Consider the following 14,948-nt stretch of genomic DNA (forward strand, 5'->3'; position numbering starts at 1 on the left):
CAGGCGGCTACTTGAGGATCAGCCGGTTGGTCTGCTCGAACACGTCGAGGTCGGCGAGCGTCTCGTGCACGCTCGACGACAGCGGGTGCGGGAAGTCCGCCGGGCGGAAGAAGCCCGAGTCGGTGGTCTCGTCGGTGAACCGGGCCAGCTCGCCGTCCCACTCGTCGACCCGGAACGCCGTGGTGAAGACCTGGTACGTGTGGCCGTACATGTTGGTGTGGGTGCGGTCCGGGCCGGTGTAGAGCGCGAACGCGCTGACCCGCAGCGCCCGCAGCCCGGTCTCCTCCCGGACCTCCCGGACCGCGCAGTCGGCGATCGACTCGCCGAGTTCCATGGCGCCGGCCGGCAGGGCCCACTGGCCGTTGTCGGAACGCTGGATCAGCAGCACCCGGGCGGCGTTGTCGCGCACCACGGCGCGGGCGCCGACGAACATCAGGGTGCGGTCACCGGCCAGGGCGCGGAGCTGCCCCACGTACGAGTCGGCCCACGAGATGCTCACCCGGACAATCTACGCATCATCCGTGATCACCTCGGCGATTCCGGGGGGTTCCGCAGATGTGACCGCCGCCACTACGTTGTTACCCATGCGTAGCACGATGATGGATGCCCCTCTCCAGGTCGCCCGGATCCTCGAACACGGCTCCACCGTGCACGGCGCGGCGGAGGTGGTCACCTGGACCGGCGCCGAACCCCGCCGGATGACGTACGCGGAGGTCGGCCGCGCCGCCGCCCGGCTGGCCCACGCGCTGCGCGACGAGTGCGGGGTGACCGGCGACGAGCGGGTCGGCACGTTCATGTGGAACAACAACGAGCACCTGGTGGCGTACTTCGCCGTACCGAGCATGGGCGCGGTGCTGCACACGCTCAACATCCGACTCTTCCCCGACCAGGTCTCCTACATCGCCAACCACGCGCAGGACCGGGTGGTCCTCGTCGACACCACGCTCATCCCGCTGCTCGCCCGGGTGATCGGCGAGATGACCACCGTGGCGCACGTGGTGGTGGTCGGCGGCGGTGACCCGGCGCCGCTGCTGACCGCGGCCGGCGACCGGATCACAGTGCACCACTGGGACGCGCTGCTGGCCGACCGCCCGGACCACTTCGACTGGCCGGAGGTGGACGAGCGTGACGCCGCCGCCCTCTGCTACACCTCCGGGACCACCGGCAACCCCAAGGGCGTCGCCTACTCGCACCGCTCGATCTACCTGCACTCGCTCCAGGTCTGCATGCCGGAGGGCTTCGGGCTCGGCCCGAACGACAGGGAACTGGCGATCGTGCCGATGTTCCACGCGATGTCCTGGGGCCTGCCGTACGCGGCGTTCCTGTCCGGCGCCTCGCTGATCATGCCGGACCGGTTCCTCCAGGCCGAGCCGATCGCCGCGATGATCGCCGCCGAGCGCCCCACGCTCGCCGGGGCGGTGCCGACCATCTGGACCGACCTGCTGGCCTACCTGGACGCGCACGAGGTGGATCTCTCCTCGCTGAAGGAGGTCATCGTCGGCGGATCGGCCTGCCCTCCGGCGCTGATGCACGCGTTCCACGACCGGTACGGCATCGACGTCATCCACGCCTGGGGCATGACCGAGATGTCGCCGCTGGGCTCGGTCTCCCGGGCACCGGCCGGCGCCACCGGCGACGACGCCTGGCGCTACCGCTACACGCAGGGCCGTGTTCCGGCCGGCGTGACGGCGCGGATCGTCGGCCCGGCCGGCGAGCCGCTGCCCGCCGACGGGACGTCGGTGGGCGAGCTGGAGGTACGCGGGCCGTGGGTGACCGCGCGGTACATCGGCGACGACGCCCCGGAGGAGGAGAAGTTCCGGGACGGCTGGCTGCGGACCGGTGACGTCGGCACGCTCTCGCCGGACGGCTACATCACGCTCACCGACCGCGCCAAGGACGTGATCAAGTCGGGTGGGGAGTGGATCTCCTCGGTCGAGCTGGAGAACGCCCTGATGGCCCACCCGGCGGTGCTGGAGGCGTGCGTGGTGGGCGTACCGGACGAGCGCTGGGACGAGCGGCCGCTGGCCACGGTGGTAATCCGCGAGGGCGCCTCGGTGACCGCGGAGGAACTGCGGGACTTCCTCGCCGGCTCGGTGGCCCGCTGGCAGTTGCCGGAGCGCTGGGCGTTCATCGACGCGGTGCCGAAGACGAGCGTCGGCAAGTTCGACAAGAAGGTGGTGCGCTCGCGGTACGCCGACGGCGGGCTCGACGTGCGGGAACTGACCGCGTCGTAACGTTTCGCGGCGTACCGTCGCCTACACGGGTAGGAACGCGTTCCCAACGGACATTCCTCCCAGAGGGCGGCCCCGGCGTTCGCACCGCGCCGGGGCCGCCCGTCCGTTACGGGGTGACCCGCACCGTCATTGTTGCGAAACTTGTTCGCGTCTGTCCGGCTGTCGGGGAAATCCGGTCGCCTACTCGTCGGCGGTGCTCACCAGCACCTTTCCCACCACGCTGTCCTGCACCGCCTGCTGTGCGGCGGCGGCCTCCGCCAGCGGATACCGGTGCAGCGGCAGCCCGGCCTCCTCACCGACCCGGATCGCGCCCTGCGCCACCGCCGCCGCGATGTCCGTGACCGCCTGCGCCTTCGCCACCTTCGGCGCGGTGTAGATCAGCACGAACTGCCAGCGGGCGTTCGGGCCCATCAGCGGCCGGATCGGCAACGTCACCTCGCCACCGCCGTCGTCGGCGTACACGCAGACCGCCCCGCCGGTGCGCAGCATCCGTACGTCGGCGGCGGCGTTGCGGGCGGCGGACACCTCCACGATCGTGTGGACCCCGTCGGGCGCGACCTTGCGGACCTCCTCGACCACGTCCTGCTCGCGATAGTTGATCACGAAGCTGGCACCCGCCGCCGCCGCGAGCTGCGCCTTCTCCGGGCTGCTCACCGTGGTGATCACGCACGCGTCGGCCCACCGGGCGAGCTGGATCGCCGCGTTGCCCACCGCCCCCGCGCCGCCCTGCACCAGCACCACGTGGTCGCTCAACGCGCCGGCGTGCAGCTTGTCCGGCATGAACTCGCCGGCGGTCAGGCAGCGGTGCGCGGTCATGAACGGGATGCCGAGCGCCGCGCCCAGGTCGAACGAGGCCGGACCGAGCGGCACCGCGTGCCGGACCGGGACCAGCGTGTACTCGGCGGCGGTGCCCCACGGCCGCTGCCACGCCGCCTCCCACACCCAGACCCGCTCACCGATGAGCGTCCGGTCCACGCCCTCGCCGACCGCCTCGACCACCCCGGCGCCGTCCTGGTGCGGGATCTGCCAGCCGGCCGGCAGCGGCCACGCCTGGCGGGCCTTCCAGTCGGTCGGGTTCACCCCCGACACGGCCATCCGGACCAGCACCTCGCCCGGTCCGGGTTCCGGCACCGGCCGCTCGACCACCTGGAGCACCGAGGCGTCCCCGCTGCGCTCGTACACGATCGCCTTCATCGCCGTCCCTCCGCCGTCCTCCCGGGTGCGCTACCCGGCAGCCGCCCGAACATTCGGTCCGGGCGCACCCGGCCACCGTACGACGGCTCGTCAGGCGGCCGGCTTGAGCACGACCTTCGAGTAGCCCGGTTCGCGGCGGTCGAAGCGCTGGTACGCCTCCGGCGCCGCGTCCAGCGGCAGTTCCTTGCTCACCACGAAGCTCGGCGTCGCCCGCCCCGCCGTGATCAGGTTCCGCAGGTACGCGTTGTACGTCTTCACGTTCGCCTGCCCGGTGCCGATCCGCAGGCCCTTCTCGAACAGCTTGCCCACCTTGAACAGCAGCTCACCCCGGGCGGAGTGCTCGTCCGGGGCGCCCGGGTCCGCCGAGAGGTAGAGCCCGACCACGCCGATCGCCCCGGTCGCGCGCACCACCTCCACGAGCGTGTTCAGCACCAGCGCCGGCTGCTCCTCGCCGCTGGGCGCGGACGCCTGGTATCCCACCGCGTCCACGCCGTGATCGGTCCCCACCCCGTCGGTCCGGTCCCGGATCTGCTCGACCGGGTCGCCCGCGCTGAAGTCGATCGCTGTGGCGCCGATCGACTCGGCCAGCCGCAGCCGGTCCGGCACCCGGTCCACCACGAACACCTCGGACGCCCCGATCAGCACCGCCGAGTACGCGGCCATCAGTCCGACCGGCCCGCCGCCCATCACTGTCAGGTTCTCGCCCGGCCGCAGCCCGGTCATCGCCACACCGTGGTAGCCGGTCGGGAAGATGTCGGCGAGCATCGCGTAGTCGTTCTCGTGTTCGGTGCCCGGCGGCAGCTTCAGGCAGTTGAAGTCGGCGAACGGCACCCGCAGGTACTCGGCCTGCCCACCCCGGTACGGCCCCATCGACACATAGCCGTACGCGCCGCCGGCGAAGCCCGGGTTCACCGTCAGGCAGAAACCGGTGCGCTGCTCCCGGCAGTTGCGGCAGAACCCGCACGCCACGTTGAACGGCATCGAGACCCGGTCGCCCACGCGCAGGCTCGTCACGCCCGGCCCGGTCTCGACGATCACGCCCATGTTCTCGTGGCCGAACACGATGCCCGGCTCGGCGGCCGTCCGTCCCTCGTACATGTGCAGGTCCGAACCGCAGATCGCGGTCGTCGTGACCTGGACGACCACGTCGTTCGGATCCTCGATCCGGGGGTCGTCGACCTCGTTGACGGCCACCTCGTGCGGCCCCTCGTACACCACAGCCCTCATGTCACCGACCGTAGGCCGGGTGGCGGCGGCGGGTGGGTGGTTCAGTCGATCCCCGCCACCACCTCGGGCGTGAGCGCGCCGATCGAGGGGAGCAGCACGGCCGCGAGCGCCTCGGCGTCCGGGTCGAGCGGGTACGACGCGTGCGGCACCGCCACCACGCGGCACCCGGCGGCGGCCGCCGAGCGGACCCCGTTCGACGAGTCCTCCACAGCCACGCACCGGGCCGGGTCGACGCCCAGCCGCTGCGCCACCGCGAGCCACACGTCGGGCGCGGGCTTGCCCCGGGCGGTCTCCTCGGTCGACAGCGTCGCGCCGAACGCGCCGGCCAGGCCCGTCGCGTCCAGCGCCGCCGCGATCAGCCGGGTCGGTGAGGAACTGGCCAGCCCCAGCGGCCACCGCGCGGCGATGCGGCGCACGACCGCGTCGGCGCCGTCGATCAGCGGTACGTGCTGCGCGTACCGCCGGGCCATCTCGGTCACCACCTCGGTGGCGACCTGCTCGGCCGACCTGTCGACGCCCAGCTCACCGCTCAGGTAGGCGGCCCACTCGGCGGTGCTCATGCCCATCAGCCGGCGCTGGGTGTCCGGCTGCCAGACGCCACCGTGCCGCGCCACGTACGCCCGCCGGACCTCCTCCCAGACCGGCTCGGAGTCCACGATCACGCCGTCCAGGTCGAAGAGCACCGCGTCCACCACGCCGACCATCCTGCCCCAGCCGGCGGCCGGACTCACCGTGGCAGCGCCGCTCCGGCCGAACGCTGAGCCGGAAGGCCGATCGGGGCCTTGGCCGGGATGATCGTGCGGCAGCGCGTCGCGATCGGCTCCAGCAGCTCCCGCAGCCGGCCGGTACGCTCCGCGCCCAGCGCCCGCCACGGACCAGCGGCGGCCCGGTCGGTGGCCTCCTCGACCACGCGGAACGTCTCCGTGGCGTACGGCGTGGGGTCCATGTCGGCGGTCAGCCAGCCCTTGTCCACCAGGCGCTGCTCGGCGGCGGTCCACTGCTCGTCGGTCCAGCCCCGGGCCGGCTGGTGGAACTCGCGGGACTGGTCGACCCGGCACCGCCAGGCCACCACCTCGGCCGGTTCCAGCCCGGTCGTCACCAGCGCCGCCACGTGGCCGTCGCCGCGGTGCTCGCGCAGCGTGGTGGCGGCCTGCCAGAGCCGGGCCAGCGGGTACTCGCCCCGGGGCAGCGCGGCGTTGACCGCGCCGAGCACCCGGCCCGCGACGTCCACCCGGCCGGCCGCCTCCTCCAGCAGGTCGGCGGCCTCGACCAGGTGCGACTCGGGCAGTTCGTAGGTGAACTCGGCGAGCGCCTGCACGCCACCGGTGAGCCGGGCCCGCAGCGTCTCCTCCGGGGTGGCCAGGCGCCACACCGAGGGCAGCGCGCGAGCCACCATGGCCGGCGCGAAGCTGAAGAAGGCGGCCGTGACGGTCGGCGCGTCGACCGGCCCGAGCGGCGCGGCCCGGCCGGCGAAGTAGCCGCGCCAGTAGCCCCGCAGCCCGACCGCCTCGAACGCGGCCCGGGCCCGGGGGTGGAAGTAGGTCACCGCGTGGACCGGCTCGTAGAGCGTCCACATCTGCCGGGTCACCCCGGACTCGTCCAGCGCCGCCACGTGCACCTCCGCGTCGGTGGGCAGATCACCACGGGCGAACGTGCCGCCCGTGGTGACCATGAACCTACTGCCGCTGGGTGACCGGACGGAAGCCCGGAGTGATCTACTGCGCAGCCAGCACGTCGACGACGAAGCGCAGCGGCCCGGCCGGACGGCCGCCCGCGGCGTCGTTGCCGTACGCCAGCTCGGCCGGGAGGTCCAGCTGGACCCGGCTGCCCACCGGCACGCCGACCAGGCCCTGGTCCCAGCCCTTGATGACCTGGCCCACGCCGATCTGGAAGGTGGCCGGCTGGCCGCTGTCCCAGGACGCGTCGAACTGCTTGCCGTCCTTGTAGAACACGCCCACGTAGTTCGTGGTGATGTTCTGCCCGGCCTTCACCGCCGGGCCGGTGCCCTTGACCAGGGTGGTGACGGTGAGCTTCTTCAGCTCGCCGGTACCGGCCTGCACTGTCGGCTTGGTCTTCAGCGCCGGGTCGAAACCGGCGGGCAGCTCCGGAGCGGGCGCCGCGGTGGGCTCGGCCGGCGCGGTGGGGCTGGCCGAGGAGCCGGCGGTGGACGTCTTGTCGTCGTCCCCGCTGTTCAGCCAGACCAGACCGCCGACCAGGGCCACCACCGCGAGCACGCCGACCGCCGCGCCGAGGATCGACTGCCGGCGGCGACGCGCCTCGGCTGCCTTCTTCTCGGCCAGCTGGGCGGCCAGCCGCCGCTGTGCCTTGGTGGCCGGGGCCTGGCCCGCCGACCGGTTCTCCACACGCTCGCTCACGTCGACTCCCTGCAGGGTGGGTGGGTGCGCCCCCGGCGGGCCGCCGCCGAGGCCAGCGCACACGGTACCCGCCCGGAGCCCCAGCGTGCCCATACGGCCGCCACGATCCGGACACGATGCCCGATACGGGGGCACCGCACGGGGTACGTTCCGACCATGGCGATCCTCAGCGAAGAAGACCTGGCCCTGCTCGGCGAGCCGCAGCTCGCGCACGTGGCGACGATCGAGGCCGACGGCACCCCGCACGTCACCCCGGTCTGGGTAGACACCGACGGCGAGCACATCGTGTTCAACACGGCCAAGGGCCGGCAGAAGTACCTGAACATGTCCCGCAACCCGGTGGTCGCGGTGTCGGTGGCGGACAAGGCCGACGACTTCCGCACGCTCTGGATCAAGGGCACCGTCGAGTTCGTCACCGAAGGCGCCGACGAGCACATCGACCGGATGGCGAAGAAGTACCTCGGCCAGGACACCTACCCCTGGCGCCGCCCCGGCGAGGAGCGCGTCATCGTCCGCGTCACCCCCACCGAGAAGCTCGGCCGCGGCTGAACGGCGGAGCCCCGCCCGCCACCGGGGGCGGGGCGATCGCCGTACGCGTCAGGCGGTCTTCTTCTTCGCGGGCGTCTTCTTGGCGGCGGTCTTCTTGGCCGGTTCGGCCTTCTTCGCCGCCGTCTTCTTCGCGGGCGCCTTCTTGGCAGTGGTCTTCTTCGCAGGCTCGGCCTTCTTCGCCGGCGCCTTCTTCGCGGCCTTCTTCGCCGAGCGGGCCGACGAGATCGGCGTCGGCTCGGCGCCGCCACCGGACGGCGCCTCGCCCCGGGCCGCCCGGGCCCGCTCCACCGACGCCTTCAGCGCGGCCATCAGGTCCACGGCGGCGGCCGGAGCGGCCTCTTCCTCCTCCGGCTGCACCACCTCGCGGCCCTCGACCTTCGCGTCGATGACCTCCTGCAACGCGGCCCGGTAGTCGTCGGTGAACGCGTCCGGCTCGAACTCCCCGGCCATCGAGTCGATCAGCGAGCTGGCCATCGCCAGCTCCGGCGGGCGTACCTTCAGGTCCTCGTCCAGGAAACCGAAGTCGGGCCGGCGGATCTCGTCCGGCCACAGCATGGTGTTGAGCAGCAGCACGCCCTCGCGGACGCGCAGCGTGGCCAACTGCTCCCGCTGGCGCAGCGCCACCTTGACGATCGCCACCCGCTCCGAGTCGGACAGCGCGTCACGCAGCAGCACGTACGGCTTGGTCGCCGAGCCCTCCGGCTCCAGGAAGTACGCCTTGTTGTAGAGGATCGGGTCGACCTGCTCGGCCGGTACGAACTCCAGCACGTCGATCGCGTGCGACGTGCTCAACGGCAGGTCGGCGAAGTCCTCGTCGGTGAGGATCACCATCTCGCCGCCGCCGATGTCGTACCCCTTGGCGATGTCGTCGTAGGTGACCTCCTCGCCGCAGACCGAGCAGGTGCGCTTGTAGCGGATCCGGCCGCCGTCCTCACGGTGCACCTGGTGGAAACGGATGTCCTTCTCCTCGGTGGCCGAGTAGACCTTCACCCCGATCGACACCAGGCCGAACGACACCGCTCCTTTCCAGATCGCCCGCATTCCCGCGCTCCTCTCCCCGGTTGACAACCAGAATCGCAAACGATCGAACGGGACGCACGCGCTTCCGTGCGCAACTACAGTCAGGAGGTGCCCGGCGCGCCGTTGAAGCCGATGCTCGCGACGACCGGGCAGCTCCCGGCCGGCGCCGCCTGGTCGTACGAGTTCAAATGGGACGGCGTCCGCGCGCTCGCCGACATCTCGCGCGGCGACAGGCACTTCTACGCCCGCTCCGGCGTCGAGATCACCACCGCGTACCCGGAACTGCTCAACCTGGCCGAGCAGGTCGGCGATGCGCTGCTCGACGGCGAGGTCGTCCTCTTCACCGACGGGCAGCCCTCGTTCACCGCGCTCGCCGAGCGGATGCACGTCCGCAACCCGGCCAAGGCGGCGCGGCTGGCGGCGACAGCACCCGTCACATACATGATCTTCGACCTGTTGCGGCTCGACGGCGTCGACCTGACCGCCCGGCCGTGGCGGGAGCGGCGGGCGGCGCTGGAGTCGCTCGGGCTCGGCGCCGCCCGGTGGGCGGTGCCGCCGGTCTTCGGCGACGGCCCGGCCACCTACGCGGCGGCCGGCGAGCACGGGCTGGAAGGGGTGATGGCCAAGCGGGTCGACTCGCTCTACCGGCCCGGCGTGCGCTCGCCGGACTGGGTGAAGGTCAAGCTGGAGGTCACCGCCGATTTCGTGGTCGGCGGCTGGCGGCCCGGCGCGCGGCGCGTCGGTGGCCTGCTGGTCGGCGTGCCCGGCCCGGACGGACGGCTGGTCTACCGGGGGCGGGTCGGCGGCGGGATCGGCGCGGCGCTCGAACGGGAACTGCTGCGCGAGCTGGAACCACTGCGCGCCACCGACTCGCCGTTCGCCGCCGGCGTGCCGCGCGAGGATGCCCGGGGCGCGATCTGGGTAACTCCCCGGATCGTGGTGGAGGTCAAGTACGGCCAGCGCACGCCGGACGGCCGGCTGCGCTTCCCGCGCATCCTGCGCCTGCGCCCGGACAAGCCGCCCGAGGAGGTCGACGATGCCCTCTGAGCGGTTGAAGGTCGAGGTCGAGGGGCGCCCACTGGAGCTGTCCAACCTGGACAAGGTGCTGTTCCCGAAGGCCGGCTTCACCAAGGGCGAGGTGATCGACTACTACACCCGGATCGCCCCGGTGCTGCTGCCGCACCTGAGCGACCGCGCGCTGACCCGGATCCGGTTCCCCAACGGCGTCGACGGCGGCTCGTTCTTCGAGAAGAACGCACCCGCCGCGACCCCCGGTTGGGTACGCACCGAGAACCTGCCCGCCCCCGGGTCCACGAAGGGGCGGGAGACCATCGACTACGTGGTCTGCGACGAGCTGCCCACACTCGTGTGGCTGGCCAACCTGGCCGCGCTTGAGCTGCACACTCCGCAGTGGAAGATCGGCGCCCACCCGGACATGATGGTGGTCGACCTGGACCCGGGCGCCCCGGCCGCGCTCAAGCAGTGCTGCCGGGTGGCGCTGCTGATGCGCGACCGGCTGGCCTCCGACGGGATTTCCTCGTTCCCGAAGACGTCCGGGAAGAAGGGCATGCAGCTCTGCTGCCCTATCGCCGGCACGCAGGACGCCGATTTCGTCTCCGACTACGCCAAGCGCATCGCGCAGGAGCTGGAGCAGGCACACCCGAAGCTGGTCGTGTCGAAGATGGCGAAGAACCTGCGCCCCGGCAAGATCTTCATCGACTGGAGTCAGAACAACGCGGCGAAGACGACTGTGGCGCCGTACTCGCTGCGGGCCCAGTCGGTGCCCTCGGTGTCCACGCCGCTGACCTGGGACGAGGTGGAGGCCGGGGCGGCGGGGAAGCGGCCGTCGACGCGGCCGTACACCGCTGGTGAGGTGCTCAAGCGGGTGGAGAAGCAGGGCGACCTGCTGGCGCCGCTGCTCGACGGCGGTCCCGAACTGCCGTGACCCGCCACCACGCGCCGCCCACCAGCAGCAGCACGATCACGCTGATCGCCACGTCACCCACCAGCGCCGCCACCGGGTTCGCCGGGGCATAGGTCGGCACGGTGTACGCGAGCGCTGCGGCGACGACCAGGCCTGCCGTACCGGTGGCGAGCACGTGCCGCTGCCCCCAGCCGGGTCGCCGGGACCAGCGCGTCAGCAGGGCGGCGGCGATCCCGGCGAGTGCGAGGGCGAGCACCACTCCCGGCCATCCCGGGGCGATCGTGGAACCCACGTACGCCGCCGCCACGACCAGCGCGGGCCGGAGCGGCCGGGGCGGGCCGGCTTCGGTTTGCGGTCGGCCTGCGGGCGTCGGCCCGGCGGGCGTCGGCGCGTCGGGCGGTGGCCCGGCGTGCCGGTGGCGGAGCAGGGCGGCGGTGATGAGGGCCAGTGCCACGCCGGTGGCGACCGCCAACTGGACCGGCGAGGCCAGGAAGTTCTTGCGGCCGCCGTCGTCGGCGAACACCAGCAGGCTGCCGCCGAGCCAGAGCAGCGCCGCCGCGGTCAGCCCCGGTCGGCCCAGCCAGGGCCGCGCCCGGCGGCCCGCGCCGAGGTACGACTCGACGAGCGCGATCGGCGCGCAGACGGTCAGCACCACATGGTTGCCCACGTAGTCGACTGCCTGCCTCGCGCTGAACCCGAGACCGGGCACCAGCGTGGCCTCCGCCGCGGCCCGGGTGTCGGCGAACTCGGTGTCGTCCAGGAACCCCGGATTGAACAACGACTGGTCGACCAGGCCGGCCTGGATCACGCCGAACGCGGCAGCGAGCAGCGCGATCCCCGGCCAGCCGAGCCCGAACCGCCGGGCCGTCTCGCGGATCAGCAGCGCGGCCCCGCCGTACATCGGGGCGAGCACCAGCACCACGAACGGCATGCCGGTGAGGGTGAAGCCGCCCCAGGAGCACTCGGCGGTCCACGGGGCGAGCAGCAGCAGTGCGATCGCCGGCACCAGCCGCCGGCGCGGGGGTTCGGTCGTCATGCCCGCACGGTCCCGCAGCCACCCGGCCCCCCGATACGGCCGTCGGACGACCGGGCCCGCGACCAAAGTCGACGGTCGCGGACCGGTGGGCCCGGCTAGAGCGCGAACAGCAGCGCGGCGTCGAGGAGGACGACCACGGCGGTGGCGAAGTGGATGCCGAAGGCGGTCGCCCGGGAGCCGCCGTGCCGCAGCACGATGAGGGTGTCGCCCAGCGGAGCGAGTGCGACCACGAGCATGAACCAGGCGACGGCGTCGGCGCTGGTGAAGGCGATCAGGGCGAGGCCGACCAGGCCGTAGGTGAGGTCACGCAGCCCTTTGATCGTGAGGTACGCGGGATCTCCCGTGCCCTCCGCGGCGGGGACGCCGTAGCCGGCGGCGGCGGCTCGGGGAACGAGGAGGAAGCGCGCGCCGATCAGGACGATGAAGAGGCTGAGGACGATGGCGAGCCCGTAGGCGACGAGGGTGAGCATGCCGACTCCAAGATTCTAGCGCTGCTAGGGATGAGAGCGAAGCTAGCAGAGCGCCGATAGATTGGCTAGCGGTGCTAGAGTGCCGGTCATGTCGATTCAGGCGCGCCGGGAGCGGGAGCGGGCGGAACGCGAACGGGCGATCATCACCGCCGCCCGGGACCTCGCCGAGTCGGAGGGCTGGGACGCGGTCACCACCCGCCGCCTCGCCGCCGAGATCGAGTACAGCCAGCCCGTCCTCTACAGCCACTTCAAGGGCAAGGACGCCATCATGGCGGCCGTCGCCCTGGAGGGCTGCGCCGAACTGGCAGTCGAACTCGCCGCCGCCCGGGCCGCCGCCACCGACCCGCGGGCCGCGGTGGCCGCCATCGCCACGGCGTACGCCGCGTTCGCCGAACGCCGGCCCGCGCTCTACGACGCGATCTTCACCCTCCCCGTCGCCCTCTCCTTCGCCAGCCAGGACACACCCGTCGAGCTGGTCCGGGCCTTCGCCGAACTGGCCGAGACGCTGCGCCCGTTCACCGGCGACGACGACCTGGAGACGTTCACCGAGACGTTCTGGAGCGCGCTGCACGGCCAGGTCACGCTGATGCGCGGCGGCCGTCTGCGGCGGGACGAACACGAGCGGCGGTTGGCCCTCCTGGTCGACCGGTTCGCCCGGCTAGGGTGAGCTGACCGCCAGGGAGGAGTACATCCGATGGCCACCCGCGCACCCGCCGCCGTCGCGACCGACGAGCCACTGCTGACCTATCTCGACGACGCCACCGGCGAGCGAACCGAGCTGACCGGGCCGCAGTTGGGCCGGTGGGCGGCCCGTAGTGCCGGGCTGCTGCGCGACGGGTGCGGGCTGCGCCCCGGTGACCGGGTGGCGGTGCTGCTGCCGCCGCACTGGCGTACCGCGGCGGTGCTGATCGGCGCCTGGTCGATCGGGCTCACGGTGTCATTCCGTCCCCGTGCGCTGGCCGGGCTGCCGGTCCTCGAACCCGGCGCGGACCGGCCGTACGACGCGGTGTTCGTGACCCCGGAACGCCTCGACGACTGGCTGGAGGACGTGCCCGAGGGGACGCACCGGTACCTGGTGGGCACCGGGCCGGGGCAGCTGGCCGAGGTGCCACCGGGCTGGCTGGACTGGTCGGCCGAGGTGCTGCGGCACCCCACCGACCCGCCGGACTACGTCGCCGTCGACCCGGCTGGCCCGGCCACGCCCGACGGCACCAGCTTCGGCGCGTGGCGCCGTCTGGCCGCCGAGATCGCCACCCAGATGAACCTGCACCAAGGTGATCGCCTCGTGATCGACCCGACCGAGGACGAGCAGCCCCTGAAGTGGCTGCTGGCCCCCCTCTCGGCAGGCGCCACGGTCCTGATCCACGCCACCCCCACCCCCACCCCCACCCCCTAGCCCTTAGCCCCGCCCTCCCCGCCCGCGCCGCGCCTACCGCCCTCGCTCTCGCTCTCGCTCTCGTCGATCTTGCGGTTTCGGCCCTCCTGATGCCCGGGTTGCGACTTTTGTCAGGGCAGCAACTGCATGACGCTTCTATGTCTGTGGTGATCGGTTCGGCTGATTGCCGTTAGGGTTCGGCGTTGGTGATCACTTGGGTGGCTCTTCGTTGATCCGGCCGCCTGTGGTGTGGGTGTGCCTTGTGCAAGACCTGTCCCCGGGTGATCGTCGGCGCCGGCCCGGCCCACCCTGCTGGCCTGATCAGAAGCCTGCCCGTGCGAGCACACGTGGCCCATCACAGATTTGCCGCCGAGGTGATGTCTTCCCGAGCCGACGCCGACTGTCCCGGTCGTCGCTGGCAAAGGAGCAACAATCCGAGATGAGAAGGATCGTAGAACGGGTCGCGGATCGCTATGACGTGGTGGTGGGGGTCGATACTCACACCGATACGCATACCGCCGCCGTGGTGGACCGACTCGGTGGGGTGTTGGCGCAGGTCACGGTGTCCACTGACCCGGACGGGTTGAGCCGGTTGTTGGCCTTCGCCGTCGCGCACACCCCACCGCAGGGGCGCCGGTTGTGGGCGGTGGAGGGCACCCGGTCACACGGGCAAGGGCTGTGCCGGCTGCTGACCGCTGCTGACGAACCCGTCTGCGAGGCACCCAAGCCCCCCGCTGCGGCCCGTCGTCGGGGCGGCAAGTCCGACCAGCTGGACGCGGTCGCCGCCGCCCATACGGTGCTGGCGCTGCCCGCTGAGCGCATCGCCGTGCCCCGCAGCGACGGCCCACGCGAGGCCCTGCGTCTGCTGCTGATCTGCCGCCGGCACCACACCGATGCCCGCACCGCCGCGGTCAACCTGGTCAAAGCGTTGATCCTGACCGCTGACGACACTCTGCGCGAGGCGCTACGCGGGCTGTCCACCACCATCCAGATCGCCCGCCTGGCCGCCCTCGAACTGCCCGAAACCACCGCCCTGCCCTGCGAGGAACACACCCGCCGCCGCGAACTGGTCACCCTCGCCCGGCACATCCACATCCTCGACGCCACACTGGCCGACAACCACCAGCGCCTACGAGCCCTCGTCACCGAACTGTGCCCGCCCCTGCTCGACCAACCCGGAGTCGGACCCGTCACCGCCGCGATCGCCCTCACCGCCTGGTCCCACCCCGGCCGCGTCCGCTCAGAAGCCGCCTACGCCACCCTCGCCGGCGCCGCCCCCATCCCCGTGGCCAGCGGCCGCACCGACCGACACCGCCTCAACCGCGGCGGCGACAGAACCCTCAACAGCGCCCTGCACACCATCGCCCTGACCCGCCGACGCATCCACCCCGAAACACGCGACTACATCACCCGACGCCACGCCGAAGGCCGCACCACCAGAGAAATCACCCGCTGCCTCAAGCGCTACATCGCCCGACAGCTCTACCGCACCATCACCACCCACCACCAAACCCCTTGACAACCCCACTCACAGATCGACGAGG

The 14,948-nt window shown here is 72.2% G+C and carries 16 protein-coding genes; 7 read left to right on the forward strand and 9 right to left on the reverse strand.

The annotated features are described in order from the left end of the window. Positions 1–7: 7 nt before the first annotated feature. A complete protein-coding gene (locus ML5_RS02280; protein ID WP_013283681.1) occupies positions 8–499 on the reverse strand; it encodes an NUDIX domain-containing protein in 492 nt (163 codons plus the stop codon). 85 nt (positions 500–584) lie between these two features. On the opposite strand from ML5_RS02280, the gene ML5_RS02285 reads away from it, so the two are divergent. After that, positions 585–2,234, forward strand: a complete 1,650-nt coding sequence (locus ML5_RS02285; RefSeq protein WP_013473605.1) for a fatty acid--CoA ligase — start codon at positions 585–587, stop codon at positions 2,232–2,234. Positions 2,235–2,414: 180 nt separating this feature from the next. Here ML5_RS02285 and ML5_RS02290 read toward each other — a convergent pair whose 3' ends face one another. From ML5_RS02290 to ML5_RS02310, 5 genes are all read right to left on the reverse strand, one after another. Then, on the reverse strand, positions 2,415–3,428 hold the full coding sequence (locus tag ML5_RS02290; protein ID WP_013283683.1) for an NADPH:quinone reductase: 1,014 nt from the start codon (positions 3,426–3,428) through the stop codon (positions 2,415–2,417). A 90-nt stretch (positions 3,429–3,518) separates the two neighbouring features. Then, positions 3,519–4,655 (reverse strand): glutathione-independent formaldehyde dehydrogenase, encoded by a 1,137-nt coding sequence (locus tag ML5_RS02295; protein ID WP_030274411.1) that lies wholly within the window; start codon positions 4,653–4,655, stop codon positions 3,519–3,521. A 41-nt stretch (positions 4,656–4,696) separates the two neighbouring features. Beyond that, on the reverse strand, positions 4,697–5,359 hold the full coding sequence (locus ML5_RS02300) for an HAD family phosphatase (RefSeq protein ID WP_201766731.1): 663 nt from the start codon (positions 5,357–5,359) through the stop codon (positions 4,697–4,699). A gap of 23 nt (positions 5,360–5,382) precedes the next feature. Further along, positions 5,383–6,231, reverse strand: coding sequence for a hypothetical protein (locus tag ML5_RS02305; protein WP_191971201.1), 849 nt, complete (start codon positions 6,229–6,231; stop codon positions 5,383–5,385). Positions 6,232–6,370: 139 nt separating this feature from the next. Beyond that, positions 6,371–7,123, reverse strand: a complete 753-nt coding sequence (locus ML5_RS02310) for an FKBP-type peptidyl-prolyl cis-trans isomerase (RefSeq protein WP_013473608.1) — start codon at positions 7,121–7,123, stop codon at positions 6,371–6,373. Between the two features lie 63 nt (positions 7,124–7,186). On the opposite strand from ML5_RS02310, the gene ML5_RS02315 reads away from it, so the two are divergent. Continuing rightward, the gene (locus ML5_RS02315; protein ID WP_013283688.1) at positions 7,187–7,579 is read left to right on the forward strand and encodes a PPOX class F420-dependent oxidoreductase; all 393 of its coding nucleotides are present in this window, start codon (positions 7,187–7,189) and stop codon (positions 7,577–7,579) included. Between the two features lie 48 nt (positions 7,580–7,627). Here the strand turns inward: ML5_RS02315 and ML5_RS02320 are convergent, their stop codons facing one another. Further along, positions 7,628–8,620 carry a Ku protein gene (locus tag ML5_RS02320; RefSeq protein WP_013473609.1) on the reverse strand — a complete coding sequence of 331 codons (993 nt, stop codon included), beginning with the start codon at positions 8,618–8,620 and terminating at the stop codon, positions 7,628–7,630. An 87-nt stretch (positions 8,621–8,707) separates the two neighbouring features. Between ML5_RS02320 and ligD (ML5_RS02325) the strand changes: the two genes are divergently transcribed. Together ligD (ML5_RS02325) and ligD (ML5_RS02330) are read left to right on the forward strand one after the other, a co-directional pair. Continuing rightward, the gene (gene ligD, locus ML5_RS02325; RefSeq protein ID WP_041784406.1) at positions 8,708–9,646 is read left to right on the forward strand and encodes a non-homologous end-joining DNA ligase; all 939 of its coding nucleotides are present in this window, start codon (positions 8,708–8,710) and stop codon (positions 9,644–9,646) included. Further along, positions 9,636–10,544 (forward strand): non-homologous end-joining DNA ligase, encoded by a 909-nt coding sequence (gene ligD, locus ML5_RS02330; RefSeq protein ID WP_013473611.1) that lies wholly within the window; start codon positions 9,636–9,638, stop codon positions 10,542–10,544. The genes ligD (ML5_RS02325) and ligD (ML5_RS02330) overlap by 11 nt, the downstream gene beginning before the upstream one ends. On the opposite strand, the gene ML5_RS02335 is transcribed toward ligD (ML5_RS02330), so the two are convergent. Then, complete coding sequence (locus ML5_RS02335) at positions 10,477–11,559, reverse strand: hypothetical protein (protein ID WP_013473612.1); 1,083 nt, start codon at positions 11,557–11,559, stop codon at positions 10,477–10,479. The genes ligD (ML5_RS02330) and ML5_RS02335 overlap by 68 nt on opposite strands. Before the next feature lie 95 nt (positions 11,560–11,654). Beyond that, complete coding sequence (locus ML5_RS02340; RefSeq protein ID WP_013283693.1) at positions 11,655–12,029, reverse strand: DUF4267 domain-containing protein; 375 nt, start codon at positions 12,027–12,029, stop codon at positions 11,655–11,657. A gap of 88 nt (positions 12,030–12,117) precedes the next feature. On the opposite strand from ML5_RS02340, the gene ML5_RS02345 reads away from it, so the two are divergent. The 3 genes from ML5_RS02345 (at position 12,118) to ML5_RS02355 (ending at position 14,923) form a co-directional block, all read left to right on the forward strand. Next, positions 12,118–12,696, forward strand: a complete 579-nt coding sequence (locus ML5_RS02345; protein ID WP_013473613.1) for a TetR/AcrR family transcriptional regulator — start codon at positions 12,118–12,120, stop codon at positions 12,694–12,696. Positions 12,697–12,723: 27 nt separating this feature from the next. Further along, on the forward strand, positions 12,724–13,425 hold the full coding sequence (locus tag ML5_RS02350; protein ID WP_013473614.1) for a TIGR03089 family protein: 702 nt from the start codon (positions 12,724–12,726) through the stop codon (positions 13,423–13,425). Positions 13,426–13,843: 418 nt separating this feature from the next. After that, positions 13,844–14,923 carry an IS110 family transposase gene (locus ML5_RS02355; protein WP_013473518.1) on the forward strand — a complete coding sequence of 360 codons (1,080 nt, stop codon included), beginning with the start codon at positions 13,844–13,846 and terminating at the stop codon, positions 14,921–14,923. Positions 14,924–14,948 lie beyond the last annotated feature (25 nt).

The organism is Micromonospora sp. L5, from assembly GCF_000177655.2.
Taxonomy (GTDB): Bacteria; Actinomycetota; Actinomycetes; order Mycobacteriales; family Micromonosporaceae; genus Micromonospora; species Micromonospora aurantiaca.

Bases quoted from the DNA above. Each gene is read 5' to 3' on its own strand.
- ML5_RS02285 (WP_013473605.1), top strand. From the start codon at position 585: ATGCGTAGCACGATGATGGATGCCCCTCTCCAGGTCGCCCGGATCCTC.
- ML5_RS02295 (WP_030274411.1), bottom strand. From the start codon at position 4,655: ATGAGGGCTGTGGTGTACGAGGGGCCGCACGAGGTGGCCGTCAACGAG.
- ML5_RS02315 (WP_013283688.1), top strand. From the start codon at position 7,187: ATGGCGATCCTCAGCGAAGAAGACCTGGCCCTGCTCGGCGAGCCGCAG.
- ML5_RS02355 (WP_013473518.1), top strand. From the start codon at position 13,844: ATGAGAAGGATCGTAGAACGGGTCGCGGATCGCTATGACGTGGTGGTG.
- ML5_RS02300 (WP_201766731.1), bottom strand. From the start codon at position 5,359: ATGGTCGGCGTGGTGGACGCGGTGCTCTTCGACCTGGACGGCGTGATC.
- ML5_RS02320 (WP_013473609.1), bottom strand. From the start codon at position 8,620: ATGCGGGCGATCTGGAAAGGAGCGGTGTCGTTCGGCCTGGTGTCGATC.
- ML5_RS02290 (WP_013283683.1), bottom strand. From the start codon at position 3,428: ATGAAGGCGATCGTGTACGAGCGCAGCGGGGACGCCTCGGTGCTCCAG.
- ML5_RS02350 (WP_013473614.1), top strand. From the start codon at position 12,724: ATGGCCACCCGCGCACCCGCCGCCGTCGCGACCGACGAGCCACTGCTG.
- ML5_RS02345 (WP_013473613.1), top strand. From the start codon at position 12,118: ATGTCGATTCAGGCGCGCCGGGAGCGGGAGCGGGCGGAACGCGAACGG.
- ligD (WP_013473611.1), top strand. From the start codon at position 9,636: ATGCCCTCTGAGCGGTTGAAGGTCGAGGTCGAGGGGCGCCCACTGGAG.
- ML5_RS02305 (WP_191971201.1), bottom strand. From the start codon at position 6,231: ATGTGGACGCTCTACGAGCCGGTCCACGCGGTGACCTACTTCCACCCC.
- ML5_RS02340 (WP_013283693.1), bottom strand. From the start codon at position 12,029: ATGCTCACCCTCGTCGCCTACGGGCTCGCCATCGTCCTCAGCCTCTTC.
- ML5_RS02335 (WP_013473612.1), bottom strand. From the start codon at position 11,559: ATGACGACCGAACCCCCGCGCCGGCGGCTGGTGCCGGCGATCGCACTG.
- ML5_RS02310 (WP_013473608.1), bottom strand. From the start codon at position 7,123: ATGGGCACGCTGGGGCTCCGGGCGGGTACCGTGTGCGCTGGCCTCGGC.